Source organism: Citrobacter sp. A316, from assembly GCF_002042945.1.
Classification (GTDB): domain Bacteria; phylum Pseudomonadota; class Gammaproteobacteria; order Enterobacterales; family Enterobacteriaceae; genus Citrobacter; species Citrobacter portucalensis.
Window position 1 is genome coordinate 1 of the sequence record NZ_MVFZ01000023.1, and the last position, 18,268, is coordinate 18,268.

18 protein-coding genes are annotated in these 18,268 nt (G+C 53.5%); 10 read left to right on the plus strand and 8 right to left on the minus strand.

Features of this window, described 5'->3' with window-relative positions; all coding sequences use genetic code 11:
• Positions 1-1,265: molybdopterin-dependent oxidoreductase (locus tag BZK41_RS22585; RefSeq protein ID WP_172313280.1), on the minus strand; the 1,265-nt coding region annotated here is incomplete at its 3' end.
• Between the two features lie 159 nt (positions 1,266-1,424).
• Here BZK41_RS22585 and BZK41_RS22590 point away from each other — a divergent pair.
• The 6 genes from BZK41_RS22590 to ghrB all read left to right on the plus strand — a co-directional run bounded on the left by BZK41_RS22590 (position 1,425) and on the right by ghrB (position 7,341).
• The gene (locus tag BZK41_RS22590; protein WP_003827397.1) at positions 1,425-2,087 is read left to right on the plus strand and encodes an OmpA family lipoprotein; all 663 of its coding nucleotides are present in this window, start codon (positions 1,425-1,427) and stop codon (positions 2,085-2,087) included.
• 104 nt (positions 2,088-2,191) lie between these two features.
• Positions 2,192-3,208 (plus strand): LacI family DNA-binding transcriptional regulator, encoded by a 1,017-nt coding sequence (locus BZK41_RS22595; RefSeq protein ID WP_079939651.1) that lies wholly within the window; start codon positions 2,192-2,194, stop codon positions 3,206-3,208.
• Positions 3,209-3,307: 99 nt separating this feature from the next.
• Positions 3,308-4,057 (plus strand): sugar phosphate isomerase/epimerase, encoded by a 750-nt coding sequence (locus tag BZK41_RS22600; protein WP_079939652.1) that lies wholly within the window; start codon positions 3,308-3,310, stop codon positions 4,055-4,057.
• A gap of 3 nt (positions 4,058-4,060) precedes the next feature.
• Entirely contained in the window at positions 4,061-4,999 is a 939-nt protein-coding gene (locus tag BZK41_RS22605) for a sugar kinase (protein ID WP_079939653.1), read from the plus strand.
• Between the two features lie 64 nt (positions 5,000-5,063).
• On the plus strand, positions 5,064-6,344 hold the full coding sequence (locus BZK41_RS22610; RefSeq protein WP_048215328.1) for an MFS transporter: 1,281 nt from the start codon (positions 5,064-5,066) through the stop codon (positions 6,342-6,344).
• A gap of 22 nt (positions 6,345-6,366) precedes the next feature.
• Positions 6,367-7,341 (plus strand): glyoxylate/hydroxypyruvate reductase GhrB, encoded by a 975-nt coding sequence (gene ghrB / locus BZK41_RS22615; RefSeq protein WP_079939654.1) that lies wholly within the window; start codon positions 6,367-6,369, stop codon positions 7,339-7,341.
• Positions 7,342-7,399: 58 nt separating this feature from the next.
• Here ghrB and BZK41_RS22620 read toward each other — a convergent pair whose 3' ends face one another.
• Positions 7,400-8,110: a DUF3053 domain-containing protein gene (locus tag BZK41_RS22620; protein ID WP_003827386.1), complete on the minus strand. Its 711-nt coding sequence runs from the start codon at positions 8,108-8,110 to the stop codon at positions 7,400-7,402.
• Positions 8,111-8,490: 380 nt separating this feature from the next.
• On the opposite strand from BZK41_RS22620, the gene BZK41_RS22625 reads away from it, so the two are divergent.
• From BZK41_RS22625 to cueP, 3 genes are all read left to right on the plus strand, one after another.
• On the plus strand, positions 8,491-8,781 hold the full coding sequence (locus tag BZK41_RS22625; protein ID WP_079939655.1) for an HTH-type transcriptional regulator: 291 nt from the start codon (positions 8,491-8,493) through the stop codon (positions 8,779-8,781).
• Positions 8,782-9,060: 279 nt separating this feature from the next.
• On the plus strand, positions 9,061-9,273 hold the full coding sequence (gene cspA / locus BZK41_RS22630; protein WP_000014594.1) for an RNA chaperone/antiterminator CspA: 213 nt from the start codon (positions 9,061-9,063) through the stop codon (positions 9,271-9,273).
• 187 nt (positions 9,274-9,460) lie between these two features.
• Positions 9,461-10,000: a copper-binding periplasmic metallochaperone CueP gene (gene cueP, locus BZK41_RS22635; protein WP_079939656.1), complete on the plus strand. Its 540-nt coding sequence runs from the start codon at positions 9,461-9,463 to the stop codon at positions 9,998-10,000.
• A 66-nt stretch (positions 10,001-10,066) separates the two neighbouring features.
• Here the strand turns inward: cueP and glyS are convergent, their stop codons facing one another.
• From glyS to BZK41_RS22650, 3 genes are all read right to left on the minus strand, one after another.
• Positions 10,067-12,136: a glycine--tRNA ligase subunit beta gene (glyS, locus tag BZK41_RS22640; RefSeq protein ID WP_079939657.1), complete on the minus strand. Its 2,070-nt coding sequence runs from the start codon at positions 12,134-12,136 to the stop codon at positions 10,067-10,069.
• Positions 12,137-12,145: 9 nt separating this feature from the next.
• Positions 12,146-13,057 (minus strand): glycine--tRNA ligase subunit alpha, encoded by a 912-nt coding sequence (glyQ, locus tag BZK41_RS22645; RefSeq protein WP_001168551.1) that lies wholly within the window; start codon positions 13,055-13,057, stop codon positions 12,146-12,148.
• Between the two features lie 95 nt (positions 13,058-13,152).
• A complete protein-coding gene (locus BZK41_RS22650; RefSeq protein ID WP_079939658.1) occupies positions 13,153-13,461 on the minus strand; it encodes a YsaB family lipoprotein in 309 nt (102 codons plus the stop codon).
• 172 nt (positions 13,462-13,633) lie between these two features.
• On the opposite strand from BZK41_RS22650, the gene BZK41_RS22655 reads away from it, so the two are divergent.
• Complete coding sequence (locus tag BZK41_RS22655) at positions 13,634-14,629, plus strand: acyltransferase (RefSeq protein ID WP_079939703.1); 996 nt, start codon at positions 13,634-13,636, stop codon at positions 14,627-14,629.
• Here BZK41_RS22655 and yiaB read toward each other — a convergent pair.
• The 3 genes from yiaB to xylA form a co-directional block, all read right to left on the minus strand.
• Positions 14,626-14,991, minus strand: coding sequence for an inner membrane protein YiaB (gene yiaB / locus BZK41_RS22660; protein WP_079939659.1), 366 nt, complete (start codon positions 14,989-14,991; stop codon positions 14,626-14,628). The genes BZK41_RS22655 and yiaB overlap by 4 nt on opposite strands.
• A 167-nt stretch (positions 14,992-15,158) precedes the next feature.
• Positions 15,159-16,613, minus strand: coding sequence for a xylulokinase (xylB, locus tag BZK41_RS22665; protein ID WP_079939660.1), 1,455 nt, complete (start codon positions 16,611-16,613; stop codon positions 15,159-15,161).
• A 71-nt stretch (positions 16,614-16,684) separates the two neighbouring features.
• The gene (gene xylA, locus BZK41_RS22670; RefSeq protein ID WP_079939661.1) at positions 16,685-18,007 is read right to left on the minus strand and encodes a xylose isomerase; all 1,323 of its coding nucleotides are present in this window, start codon (positions 18,005-18,007) and stop codon (positions 16,685-16,687) included.
• Positions 18,008-18,268: the final 261 nt, after the last annotated feature.

Consider the following 18,268-nt stretch of genomic DNA (forward strand, 5'->3'; position numbering starts at 1 on the left):
CGGATGTCCGGGAAATGGCGGTCCATGCCGTTGTGCTGGTAAAAACCGCCGGGGTTCTCCAGCGCTTCGACAATTCGCGCCACCGGAATTTTATCCACCGCGTCGGTGCCGCCTTTAACGCTACCCTGCATTGAAGCCAGCACCGCAGCCCGGCGCGTTGGGTTACCGCCGTTGGCAAAATGGTACGACAGCCCAAAGCCGCCGCCTGGCGTCCCGATTTGTCCAAGCATGGCGGCCAGGGTGACGATCATCCAGTGTTTCTGCTCGCCATACTGTTGGCGCTGCATCCCCCATCCTGCCATCAGCATGGTGGTGTTTTGGTGAAATATCGCCGCAAGTTCGCGTATCTTCGTCGCCGGAATGCCACAAATATCAGCCGCCCACTCTGCCGTTTTTGCAACATCGTCAGATTTACCCAGCAGATAGTCGGCAAAACGGTCATATCCGGTGGTACACCGGGCGAGAAAGTCCTCGTCATGCCAGCCGTTTTCCACCAGCGTATGCGCGATGCCCAGCATCAGCGCCACGTCGGTCCCCATATGCGGGGCAATCCATTCCATCTTATCGCCAAAGAAATCGACGCTTTCCGATCGCATCGGATCGATACAGATCAACCGTTTACCGCTGTCGCGCAACGCCTCAAAGTACGCGAGGCCCTGCTCATCGGACGCGTTCCAGGCAATCTTCAGGGTATTCAGCGGATTGGCGCTCCATAACACCACCACTTCGCTGTTCTCCAGCACCACCGGCCAGCTGGTTTGCTGCTGGTAAACTTCGTTACCGCCCACCACGTACGGCATGATTGCCTGCGCAGCCCCCGTCGAATAATCCCCCAGATGCCCGGTATAACCGCCCGCCAACGCCATATAACGCTGTAACAGGGTCGCCGCTTTGTGTAACACGCCGTTGGAACGCCAGCCGTAGGAACCGGCAAAAATCGAGGCCGGACCGTAGCTGTCACGGATGCGTTTATGCTGCGTATGGATAAGATTCAGCGCGTCGTCCCAACTGACGCGAACAAATTCATCCTGCCCACGTACGCCCTGTGGGTTCTCCGGCGAGGCGAGAAACCCTTTACGCACCATCGGAAAACGTACCCGCGTTTTACTGTGAACCTGGTCGCGCACCACGGTTTGCAAAGAGTTGGGATGAGTGGTGGGCAGCGCGCCACGCGAGGAGAAAACCGTCTCACCATCGGTGTCGACGAGGATTGGTCCCCAGTGGGCGGCGGTTAACACCGAGTAATGTGCGGGTGAATTAGCCAAGATGGCGCTCCTGAATGCGATGTGACGGCTTATTTATTATGCCGTTCAATGTTACTTACAAATTTAAGAGTCTTCCCTGGAATTTTCTTCATGTTCACACGTCATAATCAACCGCCACGGTCGCTGTGGCAAAGAAGAAAAAGTCATTAAGGAATTAAGATGAAGAAACGTGTATTTGTTATTGCTGCCATCGTGAGCGGCGCCCTGGCGGTTTCTGGCTGCACAACAAACCCTTACACCGGCGAACGCGAAGCGGGTAAATCCGGCATTGGCGCAGGTATTGGCTCTCTGGTCGGCGCGGGCATTGGCGCACTCTCTTCTTCGAAGAAAGATCGCGGCAAAGGCGCACTGATTGGCGCAGCGGCTGGCGCGGCCGTTGGCGGTGGTATCGGCTATTACATGGATGTGCAGGAAGCAAAACTGCGCGAAAAAATGCAGGGAACGGGCGTCAGCGTGACGCGCAGTGGCGATAACATCATTCTGAACATGCCAAACAACGTCACCTTCGACAGCAGTAGCGCCAACCTGAAACCTGCGGGTGCCAACACCCTGACCGGCGTGGCGATGGTACTGAAAGAGTACAATAAAACCGCCGTCAACGTGCTGGGCTTCACCGACAGCACCGGCAGCCAGGATCTGAATATGCGTCTGTCGCAGCAACGCGCAGACTCCGTTGCCAGCGCCTTGATCACTCAAGGGGTCGCTGCTAACCGTATCCGTACTCAGGGTATGGGCCCGGCAAATCCGATCGCCAGCAACAGCACGGCGGAAGGTAAAGCGCAAAACCGTCGCGTAGAGATTACCTTAAGCCCGATCCAGTAACGTTTTGTGCCGGATGGAGACAGACCATATCCATCCGGCATGAAGCACTTGCCATCGTTGATTTTCGCGTTAAGGTGTTGTCACCAAATTCAGGGAAATCAGCGATGAGCAAATCAACACGGGCAACCATCAGCGATGTGGCGAAAGCCGCAAAAACCGGCAAGACCAGCATTTCACGTTATCTCAACGGTGAAAAGCACCTGCTTTCCGACGCGCTGCTGGCCCGCATTGAACAAGCCATTGCCGATCTCGACTACCGTCCCAGCCTGATGGCAAGAGGCCTGAAACACGGTCGTACCCGACTGATTGGCCTGATCATCGCCGATATTACCAATCCCTACTCTGTCAACGTGCTAAGCGGTATTGAAGCCGCCTGTCGCGATAAAGGCTTTACCCCGCTGGTGTGTAACACCAACAACGAAGTGGATCAGGAACTGCATTATCTCGACCTGCTGCGCAGCTACCAGGTCGAAGGGATTGTGGTCAACGCTGTCGGGATGCGCGAAGAGGGGCTGAATCGCCTGCAACAGTCTGCGCTGCCGATGGTGCTGATTGACCGTAAAATTCCCGATTTCGCCTGTGATATGGTCGGGCTGGATAACACCCAGGCGGCAACGGTTGCCACGGAACATCTGGTCGAGCAAGGTTTTGAAGCCATCCTGTTCCTCAGCGAACCACTCGGCATGGTGAATACCCGCCGCGAACGCCTGAGCGCTTTTCGCACCACGCTCGCGCAATACCCCGGCGTTATCGCGCAAAATGCCGAAGTTCCGCTCACGGACAATACGCAACTGGACGACACCCTGCGCCAGTTTCACCAGCAGCATCGGGGAATGCGTAAAGCCGTTATCTCTGCCAACGGAGCCCTCACATTGCAGGTTGCCCGCGCACTGAAACGCATTGGCCTTAACTGGGGGAGCGACATTGGCTTGCTCGGCTTTGACGAACTGGAATGGGCAGAGCTGGCGGGCGTTGGTATTACCACGTTGAAACAACCCACCTGGCAGATTGGTTACACCGCCGTTGAGCAGGTTGTGCGCCGGATCGATGGCGGCTCCGCTGCCGTTCAGGAACAGGTTTTCTCCGGCGAGCTGATCGTGCGCGGCTCTACCGCCCGTTAAATTACCTTCGTGATGGTGATCATAAATTCGACATCATGGGCTTTTCTTTGGAACCGGTTCCATCTAGCGTTATAACAAGAACGCTAGTCTGGAGTTTCCATGAAAAGAAAAATTATGGTGGTCACCGCCGCTTACGGCCACGACCAGGTACGGGCCGCAGGTGGGCAAACGGCAATGCTGCCCATTATCGCTGAAGCCGGTGCTGACGGCGTCGAAATCCGCCGCGAGCTATTAACCGACGCCGAGCTGAAAACGCTGTCAACAATGGCCTCTGCGATCGAAATCTTCGGCCTGCTGGCCTGTTACTCAGCGCCTGAACCGTTGTTCCTTGAGGACGGTAACCTCAATCCCCGTCTTCCAGAACTACTTGAGGAAGCGCAGGCCTTGCAGGCGCTGTGGTTAAAAGTCTCCCTCGGCCATTTTTCCCATACCGAACAGTTCGACGTTCTACGCCAATGGCTGGACAACAGCGGAATGGAGCTGGTTGTCGAGAACGATCAGACCGCCTGCGGACGCCTGCAGCCGATGCAGCGCTTTAACGAAGCCTGTCAGATGCAAAACCTGCCGATATCTTTGACCTTCGATATGGGCAACTGGCTGTGGGTGGGTGACTCCCCGGAACAAGCGGCGCAGAACCTGGCGTCAACCGTTGGCTATATCCATGTCAAAGCCGCAGTTGCACATCGCGACAACTACCGCGCCGTACCGCCAGATGCAGCAGACTCGCGCTGGCTGGCGCTGCTAAAAACGCTACCCAACGATGTCCCGCGCGGCATTGAGTTTCCCCTGGAAGGGCAGGATTTGACGGCGGTGACCCGCCGCTACGTCGAGCTGTTACGCGAGGAGTAACGCATGAAAAATTCACTGGATGTGGTCACTATTGGTGAAGCGATGGCGATGTTTGTCGCCACGCAAACCGGCGAACTGGCGGATGTGGAGCAATTTATCAAGCGCGTTGCAGGCGCGGAGCTCAACGTGGCGACCGGTCTTGCCCGTCTGGGCCTGAAGGTTGGTTGGGTGAGCCGTGTAGGCAACGACAGTTTTGGACGTTTTATCGTTAAGTCGCTGGAAAAAGAAGGGATTGATGCGCAGGGAGTCACCCAGGACGGGCGTTACGCTACCGGCTTTCAGCTTAAATCTAAGGTCGAAAATGGAACCGATCCCATTGTGGAATACTTCCGCAAAGGTTCCGCTGCCAGCCGCCTCAGCATTGAGGATTATCACGAGGCCTATTTCGCCAGCGCGCGCCACCTGCACCTGAGCGGCGTAGCAGCAGCGCTTTCCGCTAGCTCCTATGAGCTTCTGGCGCATACCGCCCGCACCATGAAGGCCCAGGGGAAGACCATCTCGTTCGACCCGAATTTGCGCCCGGTACTGTGGAAAAGCGAAGCCGAGATGGTGGAAAAACTGAACCGACTGGCATTCCAGGCGGACTGGGTTTTACCAGGGTTAAAAGAGGGCATGATTTTAACCGGTCAGCAAACGCCTGAAGCTATCGCCGACTTTTATCTGCGCCACGGAGTGAAGGCCGTGATCGTGAAAACCGGGGCTGATGGCGCCTGGTACAAAACTACCAGCGGCGAACAAGGCTGTGTTGCACCGGTAAAAGTCGACAACGTGGTCGATACGGTCGGCGCAGGCGATGGCTTTGCCGTGGGCGTTATTAGCGCCCTGCTGGAAGGCCGCTCGTTGCATCAGGCGGTGACCCGCGGCAATAAAATAGGCGCACTGGCCATTCAGGTTCAGGGCGACAGCGAAGGATTACCCACACGTGAACAATTAGGGGAATAAACTCCCGGCCAACTCTGTACCCTACATACAGAGGCGGCGTATCAGCATAACCAGAGGGCAGTCTATGAATAGCTCAACTAATGCAGCAAAACGCTGGTGGTACATCATGCCAATCGTGTTTATCACGTATAGCCTGGCGTACCTTGACCGCGCGAACTTCAGCTTCGCCTCCGCCGCCGGTATCAACGAGGACCTCGGCATTACCAAAGGGATCTCTTCCCTGCTGGGCGCGCTGTTTTTCCTCGGTTATTTCTTCTTTCAGATCCCGGGCGCAATTTACGCTGAACGCCGCAGCGTGCGGAAACTGATTTTTGTCTGTCTGATCCTCTGGGGCGCATGTGCGTCATTAACCGGCATGGTCAGCAATATTCCAATGCTTGCCGCCATCCGCTTTATTCTTGGCGTCGTTGAAGCCGCCGTGATGCCGGCAATGCTGATTTACATCAGCAACTGGTTTACGAAATCTGAACGCTCGCGCGCAAACACTTTCTTGATCCTCGGTAATCCGGTCACCGTTCTGTGGATGTCCGTGGTTTCCGGTTACCTGATTCAGGCGCTGGGCTGGCGAGAAATGTTCATCATCGAGGGCTTCCCGGCCATCATCTGGGCGTTCTGCTGGTGGGTGCTGGTAAAAGACAAACCGTCTCAGGTCGGTTGGCTGTCAGAATCTGAAAAAGCCGCCCTTCAGGCACAACTGGAAAAAGAGCAGCAAGGCATCAAAGCCGTACGTAACTACAGCGAGGCTTTCCGCTCACGAAACGTCATCCTGCTGTGTATGCAGTATTTCGCCTGGAGTATTGGCGTCTATGGTTTTGTCCTGTGGCTGCCGTCGATTATCCGCAACGGTGGCGCAAACCTGGGGATGGTGGAAGTTGGTTGGCTGTCATCTGTACCGTATCTGGCGGCAACGGCGGCGATGATCCTAGTCTCCTGGGCGTCCGATAAGCTGCAAAACCGTAAGCTGTTTGTCTGGCCACTGTTACTGATCGCGGCGTTCGCGTTTATCGGCTCCTGGGCCGTGGGCGCAGACCACTTCTGGATTTCTTACACGCTGTTGGTTATTGCAGGCGCGGCAATGTATGCCCCCTACGGTCCCTTCTTCGCCATCATCCCGGAAATGCTGCCGCGCAACGTCGCCGGTGGAGCAATGGCGCTGATTAACAGCATGGGCGCGCTAGGCTCATTCTTTGGTTCATGGTTTGTCGGCTACCTCAATGGCGCAACCGGCAGCCCGTCCGCCTCGTACATTTTTATGGGGGTAGCGCTTTTTGTCTCAGTATGGCTAACTTTGATTGTTAAGCCTGCTAATAATTCCCAAATTCCGGTTGGCGCACGCCACGCTTAAATTTTAACTTACGGAGATTCGCATGAAGCCGTCCATTATTCTCTATAAAGCGTTACCTGACGATTTACTGCATCGCCTGGAAGAGCATTTTACTGTGACTCAGGTGCCTAACCTGCGCCCGGAAACAGTCACACAGCACGCCGACGCTTTTGCCAATGCAGAAGGTCTACTGGGCTCCAGTGAAGCCGTCAATACCGATCTGCTGGAGAAAATGCCCAGGCTGCGTGCGACCTCCACGATTTCCGTAGGCTATGACAATTTCGACGTCGATGCTCTCAACGCACGTAAGGTGCTGCTGATGCACACGCCAACCGTGCTGACGGAAACCGTCGCCGATACGGTAATGGCGCTGGTGTTAAGCACCGCTCGCCGCGTGGTGGAAGTTGCTGAACGGGTGAAGGTCGGTGAATGGACCAAAAGTATCGGACCGGACTGGTTTGGTACCGATGTACACCACAAAACGCTGGGGATTGTCGGTATGGGCCGCATTGGGCTGGCGCTGGCACAACGTGCGCATTTCGGCTTTAGCATGCCGATTCTCTATAATGCGCGCCGTCATCATCAGGAAGCAGAAGAACGCTTCAATGCACGTTACTGCGACCTCGATACGCTGTTGCAGGAGTCTGATTTTGTCTGCCTGATCCTGCCGTTAACCGACGAAACGCATCATCTGTTCAGTACCGAGCAGTTTGCCAAAATGAAGTCTTCCGTCATTTTCATTAACGCCGGACGTGGCCCGGTGGTCGATGAAAAAGCGTTGATTGCCGCCCTGCAAAACGGCGAAATTCATGCCGCTGGCCTGGATGTATTTGAGCAAGAGCCATTATCGGTAGACTCACCGCTGCTGTCACTGCCCAACGTGGTGGCCGTACCGCACATTGGTTCAGCCACGCACGAAACGCGCTACAACATGGCGGCCTGTGCGGTGGATAACTTAATCGATGCGCTGCAAGGACGCGTTGAGAAGAACTGCGTAAACCCGCAGGTCGCATCATAAACAAAAGGCCGGGTAGCGCTTATGCTCACCCGGCCTTCCATGTATTACAGCACCTTCATTACTGAGCGGCATTCACCGCAGCAGTCCAGGCCTGATTAAATGCCTGATGCTGAGCAGCCAACGGGCCAATCAGCGTATTGTACTGACTTGCCTGCTGTGACGTTGGGAACTGGATACCGTTGGCGACAAAGCTCACCTGCGTATCCTGCTGCGCCACAAAATCACCGACCTGCACCAACTGCTGCGTGAAAATTTGCGCGGCAGGGATCAGTGGCTGTAAGGCCTCTGCTGGGGCAGTAACAACTTTGTTGTACACCTGATCAAAGACCGGCTTCAGATCCTCACCCTGCTTCAGCGCGCCATGTGCAGCATCCGCCTGCAGTTTCGCATTCTGCAACTGTTGCCCTAACACGCCCAGCGCACCATTTGCCTGACGCAGCGGTTCACGCTGAGTCACATAATCCTGAGGAACACGAATCGCATTTACGCTATCAACCACCGGACGCAGACCGGAGTCCATCGCCTGATTAACCTGCTGCGAATAGCCATACAGAATCGCGTAATCGGACACAAACGGGCCAAACTGTTTTTTCTGATCGGCGGTCAGCGTTGGTAAACGCTCTCCGCTACGCATTGCAGTATTCTGCAGAAAATCGATAAACGCTTTGCGTTGATCGCCTTCTTTATCAAAACACCCACTCAGGCCAACTACCATTAAAAGCGCCAAAACAGGCGCAAACCAGCGAGAGCAGGACTTACCTGTCGCCATTTTAATACTCCTTTCACCCAAAAATGCGCACAACGACACCCGCGTGCCTGACGTTGACAAGGATAGTCCAGGTCAGCCCCGCAAGATACCCTTTCCGCGTAATCTTGTGGGGGAAAATAACCGTTCCCGCCACCGTTCATTTTGCTAAACAATGCTGCATTTACCACTCGCCGTCATATTTTAGTCATCTTTACAATCGGAATCGATCGTTCGGAGATCCCGACCTTTATCAGTTCGTTAGCCAGCAAAAGATTATCACCTGCGATCCGCTGAAACGAATCCATCACACAAACCTTAAATCCGGCTTCATTTTTTCCGACTACTCTTAATGAGCTTCGAAGAAATTCACGATCCCGCTGTGTGATTTGTAGGAGTTCTCAATGGAATACAAAGATCCTATGTTTGAACTGCTAAGCAGTCTGGAGCAGATTGTTTTTAAAGATGTATCGCAGACGGTCACTCTGCCGCAAAAAACCAACCCTTTCACCGAATTTGAACAGCTACGACGAGGGACGGGTTTAAAAACAGATGATTTTGCCCGAGTGATGGGTGTGACTGTCGCGATGGTTCATGAATGGGAGTCTAAACGCGTAAAGCCTTCCATTACCGAGTTGAAGTTAATGCGCCTGATTCAGGCAGATCCAAGATTAAGTAAGCAACTGATGGATTGAACTATTTTTCAATTTTGCTTAAGAACGGTCCTGTAACAGGGCCGTTCCTTTACGAAGGTTATCCACAAAAAAGAAAATAGTAGTTGCATCCACATGCGTAAAATGAGTTAATGCCCTCAACGGTTTGACGTACAGACCATTACAGCAGTTAGTAAGGCAAGTCCCTTCAAGAGTTATCGTTGATACCCTTCGTAGTGAGCATTTCCTTTACTGTTAAAAAATCTGTAAAGCACGCCATATCGCCGAAAGGCACACTTATTTTTTAAAAGGTAATACACTATGTCCGGTAAAATGACTGGTATCGTAAAATGGTTCAACGCTGACAAAGGTTTCGGCTTCATCACTCCTGACGATGGCTCTAAAGACGTGTTCGTACACTTCTCTGCTATCCAGAACGATGGCTACAAATCTCTGGACGAAGGTCAGAAAGTTTCCTTCACCATCGAAAGCGGCGCTAAAGGCCCGGCAGCTGGCAACGTAACCAGCCTGTAAGCTTAAAAAGCTCAAAATTCTGAATCCCTGCCAAACGGCGGGGATTTTTTTTATCTGTACTTCGTAAGACTCCCCACCCAAACGCTTCTTTGCATTACTTTACCCGTCGTCCCTTTGACCTTTCCCTAAGGGCAAGCTTTATAGTGAGCCAGTCTATATTCCACAACTTTCACAAGGAATTGAAGCTATGTCGAAATCCTCACTGCTACTGATTTTAGGTTTGCTCACCACCGGTACTGCGTTCGCGGCTACCCCAGAAGCCACTTTCCTGGCCGAACACGGGCTCAGCGGTAAATCCGTCGAGCAAATCGTAGAGACGATTGATCGGTCTCCGCAGAGCCGCCCGCTGCCGTACTCAGCGTCCATCACCAGCACCGAGCTGAAGCTCTCTTCGGGCGATCAGGCTTATACCCTGCCGCTCGGTGACAAGTTCTATCTGTCGTTTGCCCCGTATGAATGGCAAACACATCCTTGCTTCAACCACAGCCTTTCTGGCTGCCAGGGCGAAATGCCGGAGAAGACATTCAATGTCAAAGTGACGGATAACAAGGGTGATGTGGTGGTACAAAAAGCGATGAAGAGCGGCCGTAATGGCTTTGTCGGGGTATGGCTACCGCGCAATATGGAAGGCACCATCGCAGTGAGCTACAACGGTAAAACGGCGGAGTATCCTATTAAGACGATGGAAGACAGCCAGACCTGTCTGACAAAATTGCAGTTGCGCTAATAACATAAAAAAATGCCGGATAAGGCAAAGCCGCCATCCGGCATTTTCTAAGTCAGCTCAGGGCCGTTACTGCAGCAGAGAAATATCCGCTACGCGCAGGAACAGCTCACGCAGTTTTTCGAGCATAGACAGACGGTTAATACGCAGATCTTTATCTTCCACGTTAACCATCACTTTCTCGAAGAACGCATCGACCGGTTCACGTAGCGCCGATAGCTCAACCAGCGCTTCCTGGTAATGACCGGCAGCGAAGACAGGCTCCAGCTTATCGCGCAGCACGACAACCTGCATTGCCAGCGCAATTTCTTCCGGCTCTTTCAGCGTCGCCGCATTCACGCGGTCATTCAGCGTCTCTTCAGACTTCGCCAGGATGTTCGATACACGTTTGTTCGCAGCAGCCAGCGCGGACGCGGCTTCCAGCGTACGGAAGTGCGAAACCGCCTTCATACGTGCGTCAAAATCAGCCGGACGAGTCGGACGACGCGCCAGTACGGCCTGAATGGTGTCGACGGTGTAACCTTCGTCCTGATACCAGGCACGGAAGCGGCCGAGCATAAAGTCGATAACATCATCCACCACATTCGCGTTGGTCAGCTTGTCACCATACAGACGAACCGCTTCTTCGGTCAGCGTTTGCAGATCCAGATTCAGGTTCTTCTCAACGATAATACGCAGCACACCCAGCGCAGCACGACGCAGCGCAAACGGGTCTTTGTCGCCTTTCGGATGCTGACCAATACCGAAGATACCCGCCAGGGTGTCCATCTTGTCGGCAATTGCCACGGCACAAGCTACCGGGTTCGACGGCAGGTCATCACCGGCAAAACGCGGCTGATACTGTTCGTTCAGCGCCACGGCTACATCTTCCGCTTCACCATCGTGACGCGCGTAGTGCATGCCCATCACACCCTGGGTGTCGGTGAACTCGAAGACCATGTTGGTCATCAGATCGCACTTGGACAGCAGGCCAGCACGCGTCGCGTGGTTAACATCAGCACCAATCTGACCAGCAATCCAGCCCGCCAGCGCCTGGATACGGTCAGTCTTGTCGCGCAGCGTACCCAGTTGCTGTTGGAACAGCACGGTTTGCAGACGCGGCAGATGGTCTTCCAGACGTTTTTTACGGTCGGTATTGAAGAAAAATTCGGCATCCGCCAGACGCGGACGAACGACTTTCTCGTTACCGGAGATAATCTGGATCGGATCTTTCGATTCGATGTTGGCAACGAAGATAAAGTTCGGCAGCAGTTTGCCGTCGTTCGCGTAAACCGGGAAGTACTTCTGGTCACCTTTCATGGTGTGTACCAGCGCTTCAGACGGAACTGCGAGGAATTTCTCTTCGAACTTCGCAGTCAGCACTACCGGCCATTCCACCAGCGAGGTGACTTCTTCCAGCAGGCTTTCGCTCAGGTCAGCGTTACCGCCAATCTTACGCGCCGCTTCTTCAGCATCGGCTTTGATTTTCGCTTTACGCTCAGCGTAATCCGCAATTACTTTGCCGCGCTCACGCAGGATTTCCGGGTACTGATCGGCAGAATCGATGGTGAATTCCGGCTCGCCCATAAAGCGATGTCCACGGATCACGCGATCGGACTGAATGCCCAGAATCGTTGCCGGGATCACTTTGTCGCCCAGCAGCAGAGTGACGGTGTGAACCGGACGCACGAAGTGGACGTCAGACGCGCCCCAGCGCATCAGTTTCGGGATCGGCAGCTTCGCCAGCGAAGTGGCAATCATGTTCGGCAGCAGTGCTTCAGCGCTTTCGCCTTTCACATGCGCACGGTACAGCAACCATTCGCCTTTGTCGGTAGTCAGACGCTCAGCCTGATCAACCGTGATGCCGCAGCCACGTGCCCAACCTTCTGCCGCTTTGCTCGGTTTGCCTTCAGCGTCAAACGCCTGGGCAATGGCCGGACCGCGTTTTTCAACTTCGCGATCGGGTTGAGATTCCGCCAGATTCGCGACTTTCAGCGCCAGACGACGCGGCGCGGCGAACCACTCAACGTTGCCGTGCGCGATGCCAGCGTTATCCAGCTCCGCGGTAAAGTTTGCAGCAAAGGACTCAGCCAGGCTGCGCAGTGCTTTTGGTGGCAGCTCTTCAGTGCCGATTTCCACCAGAAAAGTTTTCTCAGACATGGCCGCCTCTTATTTGTCTTTGTTGCACATCGGGAAGCCAAGGGCTTCACGGGAAGCGTAGTAAGCTTCTGCCACTGCTTTGGTCAGCGTGCGAATGCGCAGGATATAGCGCTGACGCTCGGTGACGGAGATGGCTTTACGCGCATCCAGCAGGTTGAAGCTATGGGCGGCTTTCAGAATACGTTCATACGCAGGCAGCGGCAGCGGATTTTCCAGCGCCAGCAGCTGCTGCGCTTCTTTCTCGTACTGCTCGAAGCAGGTGAACAGGAAGTCCACGTCGGCGTATTCGAAGTTGTAGGTGGATTGCTCCACTTCGTTCTGATGGAACACGTCGCCGTACGTGGTTTTACCCAGCGGGCCGTCGCTCCAGACCAGGTCGTAAACGCTGTCTACGCCCTGAATGTACATGGCCAGACGTTCCAGACCGTAGGTAATTTCCCCGGTTACTGGTTTACATTCCAGACCACCAACCTGCTGGAAGTAGGTGAACTGCGTTACTTCCATGCCGTTCAGCCACACTTCCCAACCCAGACCCCAGGCACCCAGCGTCGGGTTTTCCCAGTTATCTTCCACGAAACGGATATCGTGAATGGTCGGGTCCATACCCAGCTCTTTCAGAGAACCCAGGTACAGCTCCTGAATGTTGTCCGGAGAAGGCTTAATCACTACCTGGAACTGATAGTAGTGCTGTAAGCGGTTCGGGTTTTCGCCATAGCGGCCATCGGTCGGACGACGAGAAGGCTGCACATAAGCAGTCGCCATCGGTTCCGGCCCCAGCGCACGCAGGCAGGTCATTGGGTGAGATGTTCCCGCGCCGACTTCCATGTCCAATGGTTGAACAATGGTGCAGCCCTGGCGAGCCCAGTAATCCTGTAAGGTCAGGATCAAGCCCTGGAAGGTCCTGGTATCAAACTTTTGCATATTATTTCGTGCTGGATACGTGTGGATTTAAAGGAAGCGATCAGTATACCCGCTGGCTGCAAGATATACAGTACGAAACGGGAAAAAGAGGGAACTTAGCGCATGGAAAGGTGCAAAAACTGCCCGTCTGCATCAAAAGAACAGACAAAACTCTCTTTACGGAAGGTAGAACCACGCATCTCATAGCTGCCCTGGAATTGTTCCAGGCCGGAGATATCAATTTTCTGTGCGCCAGTGTTATAGCGTTGCGCCGCCTCATTTTTGCACAATGACTCCATATCCAGCGAACGTGTGGCACTGACCTTAACCTTTTGCGCTTTCTGCGCAGGTGCAGACGGTTGTGTGTCAGCGCACGCTACCAGCAAAAGGGCAGCGATCGCGGGAAAGAAATACTTCATCATCATTTTATTACCGCCTGGTTTGCTGGTCAGTCTTATTATTAGTGTCTGGAAACAGATCCTATTTTGAGAATCTCATCAGACCATCTCAAGCTTTAGCGTAAGAACTCGGATTATTCCAGTGAGCTACGTTCGCAAAATATCGGTCAGACTTTTTTTAATGGACACAGAGGAACTGATGCAGCCCAAAATTTTCTGGATTGATAACCTGCGCGGAATAGCCTGTTTAATGGTCGTGATGATCCACACCACAACCTGGTACATCACCAATGCGCAAAGCGTCAGCCCGTTGAATTGGGATCTGGCTAACGTGCTCAATTCAGCCTCTCGCGTCAGCGTTCCGCTGTTCTTTATGATTTCGGGCTATCTGTTCTTTGGTGAGCGTAGCGCCAAACCGCGCCATTTCCTGCGCATCGCGCTCTGCATTCTGTTTTACAGCAGCGTGGCGCTGGCCTATATCCTGATGTTTACCTCGATCAACGCTGAGCTGTCACTGAAGAACCTGCTGCAAAAGCCGGTGTTCTATCACCTGTGGTTTTTCTTCGCGATCGCCGTCATCTACCTGGTTTCTCCGCTGATCCAGGTGAAAAATATCAGCGGCAAGATGCTGCTGGCGCTCATGGTGGTGATTGGCGTGATTGCCAATCCCAATACCGTCTCGCAAAAAATCGGCGGCTTTGAGTGGCTGCCCATCAACCTGTACATCAGCGGCGACACCTTCTATTACATCCTGTACGGCATGCTGGGCCGGGCGATTGGCATGATGGATACGCAAAAGCGTGCGCTCAGTTGGCTCTGTGCGGCGTTGTTCATTACCGCGGTATTTATTATTTCTCGTGGCACATTGCATGAACTGCGCTGGCGAGGCAATTTTGCCGACACCTGGTACCTTTACTGCGGCCCGGTGGTATTTATTTGCGCCGTTTCACTCCTGACGCTGGTCAAAAATACGCTCAGCACACGTACTCTGCCGCTACTGGGCCTTATTTCTCGCCATTCATTGGGCATTTATGGTTTTCATGCGCTGATCATTCACGCACTACGCACCAACGGAATTGAACTCAAAAACTGGCCACCGCTCGATATGTTGTGGATTTTCAGCGCCACACTGGCTGGAAGTTTGCTGTTGTCTATATTGTTGCAGCGTATCGATACGCGCAGGCTGGTGAGTTAGGATTCTCCAGACAGCGCGTTTTCAGACGAACGCTGCAGTAACACTTGCCCCAGTAAACACACAAAGAATGCCGCCGGGTACAGCCCCATTTCGATGGGCGCCAGCGGGGCATTCCACACTCCTACCAGCAACAACCCGATAGTTATGAGCATCACCATCTGACACACAGAAGCGAAGCGTTCATCAATTTGATTGAGATTTACTGCGCGCTGATAGGCATATGTAACGAACATCCCCGTCATCAACGCCCCCAAAAAATACCCCTTGCCGCTCAATAACGGGCATGCACGCCATAAACCGATACTGTAAGTCAGTATGCCTGAGAGGAATAATATCCATGGCAAAAGCCTGGTTGTCTTCATTGGGATCTCCTTATCCATCATGGATACAATATGAATAACCCGCTAAAGACAACACAGAAAAAAGCGACTACGTCGGACTTTCAGAATAAATTCATGCACGCTAATTATTTATTAGATTGAAATATATATTTGATAAATCCCCTCTGTTTGCCAGAGGGGATTTAGGGTCAGGACATCAGCGGTTGTAATTGCTGATAGATACGACGGAAGATTTCTCGACGCTGTTGATAACGAGCATGACGCTCGGCGTCAGGATAATGCGCCTGCTCCAGCGTAAGCTGAGGCAGTAGGTCTGATAATGGCCGCTGCGGATTCATGGCAATTTGTGCCAGGCGCGCCGCGCCGAGTGCAGGGCCAACATCACCGCCGGTACGGTAATCCAGCTGCAATCCGCTGATGTCAGATAGCATCTGACGCCAGTATTCGCTGCGTGCCCCGCCGCCGATCAGCGTAATGCTGGCGGGCTGAATGCCACAGGCATGTACCACATCCATACCGTCAGCCAGCGCAAAACCTACACCTTCCAGCACCGCCTGTGCCAGTTCCGCCGGACCATGCTGATGCGTAAGACCGAAAAATACGCCCTTGGCCTGCGGATTGTTATGCGGCGTACGTTCCCCGGAAAGATAAGGTAAAAACCAGACCGGCTCCGCGTGTTCATCCGCCTGTTGCGCAGCGTCAATCAACGCAGGAACGCTCGCCAGTCCGGTTAATTTTGCCGCCCAGTCCAGACATGATGCCGCACTTAACATTACAGACATCAGATGCCATCGCTCAGGCAAAGCATGGCAAAAACTGTGAACCGCACTTTCCGGTTTGCTAAGGAAACCATCACTCACCGCAAAATAGACGCCGGACGTCCCCAGCGAAAGCATCGCCTGACCGGCATTCATCATGCCAACGCCTACCGCCCCCGCCGCGTTATCACCGCCGCCGGCAACCACTGCAACCTCCTGCATTCCCCAGGCTTTGGCAACTGCTGGCAACAAGGTTCCGGTAATCGCACTGCCTTCATAGAGCGCAGGCATATGTGCGCGAGTCAGTTTACAGGCAGCCAGCATGACATCGCTCCAGTCACGCTTCGCGACATCCAGCCACATTGTCCCTGCCGCATCAGACATATCGCTGGCAAAATCACCGGTCATGCGCAAACGCAGGTAATCTTTCGGCAGCAGGACTTTATCAATCTGGTTGAAAATCTCCGGCTCGTGGCGTTGCACCCACAGCAGTTTTGGCGCGGTAAAGCCAGGCATCATCAGGTTGCCAGTTATCGCTCGAGACTGCGGAACCTGATTCTCCAGCATCACGCACTCTTCAGCACAGCGACCGTCGTTCCATAAGATAGCCGGACGCAATACCTTCTGTTGTTCATCCAGTAACGTCGCGCCGTGCATCTGCCCGGCAATCCCCAACGCTTTCACCTCGCGGAGTGAATGCTGCTGACCCAGTGCTTTTACTGCGCGATCCGTTGCCAGCCACCACTGCTCAGGGTCTTGTTCTGACCATAACGGGTGCGGGCGCGAGACGGTGAGTTTCTCCGTTTGTGAAGCCACCACATCGCCCTGCTCATTGAGCAGAATGGCCTTTACGCCTGATGTGCCAAGATCTATCCCGATATACATAAGGCATCGTTCCTTAAAGAAAGGCCCGGTAGCGCTAGCTGACCGGGCTTACGGACGTTCTCAGAGACCCGTTATTTGTCGAACAAATAATGGTTTACCAGATTCTCCAGCAACTCCTGATGACCGCTCTGGTGCACTGGCGCCAGGTTATGTTGTTCAGCGTACTGCGCAATTTCCGTCAGCGTCATCTGGCCATTCAGAATTTGCTGGCCCAGCTCACCATTCCAACCGGCATAACGTTTAGCCACACGCTGATCAAGGCCACCGTCTTCAATCATACGGGCCGCAATTTTCAGCGACAGCGCCATGGTATCCATCGCGCCAATATGACCATAGAACAGATCGTATTTATCGGTACTCTGACGACGTACTTTGGCATCAAAGTTCAGGCCGCCGGTGGTGAAGCCGCCCGCTTTCAGGATTTCGTACATCACCAACGCATTCTCTTCTACGCTGTTCGGGAACTGGTCGGTATCCCAGCCCAGCTGTGCGTCGCCGCGGTTGGCATCAACAGAGCCAAACAGACCCAGCGCGATAGCGGTGGCGATTTCGTGATGGAACGAATGGCCTGCCAGCGTGGCGTGGTTGGCTTCGATATTCAGTTTGATCTCTTTTTCCAGACCGAACTGCTTGAGGAATCCGTACACGGTCGCCGCATCGTAGTCGTACTGGTGCTTGGTCGGTTCCTGCGGTTTCGGCTCGATAAGCAAAGTGCCCTGGAAACCGGTTTTATGTTTGTGTTCCACGACTAATTGCATGAAACGACCAATCTGCTCACGTTCCTGACGCAGATCGGTATTCAGCAGCGTTTCATAACCTTCACGACCGCCCCACAGAACGTAGTTTTCACCGCCTAACTTGTGCGTGGCATCCATGGCCGTAACCACCTGCGTAGCGGCCCAGCTGAACACTTCTGGATCCGGGTTTGTGGCCGCACCCGCGCCGTAGCGTGGGTTAGTGAAGCAGTTTGCTGTACCCCACAGCAGCTTCACGCCGCTCTGTTCCTGTTTTGCCGCCAGCACATCAACCATCTGCGCAAAGTTGTTTTTGTACTCTTTCAAAGACGCGCCTTCCGGCGAAACATCGACGTCATGGAAGCAGTAGTAAGGCACGTTCAGCTTGTGGAAGAACTCAAATGCTACGTCCGCTTTGCGTTTCGCCAGCGCCAGAGCTTCACCAGGCTGCTGCCACGGACGATCGAAAGCGCCCATACCGAACATATCCGCTCCGTTCCAGCAGAAGGTATGCCAGTAGCAGGCAGCAAAACGCAGATGATCTTCCATGCGCTTGCCCAATACGATTTCGTCAGGGTTGTAATGGCGAAATGCGAGCGGGTTAGTGGATTGAGTGCCTTCAAAACGAACACGATCGAGTTGGTCAAAATAAGCCGGCATAATAAGCTCCATAATCAGGTAATACGGCAAGTAAACTGCGATATAGCTATACTGGAATTTCCTGATTTATTGCTCAATTACGTTATTTCACACCGCTATTAAGAGAATACCCAAACGTGCGCTGGCTCCCAAAAAAACGCGCTGAGAAAAGAAATAAAAAGGCGATCGCGATCGAAGGTTAGCCAATAAACAAAAAACCATAATGCGCAGATAAAAAATGACAATTGTCATCCTGCTGGCAGTATGTGAATTTTGCGTAGC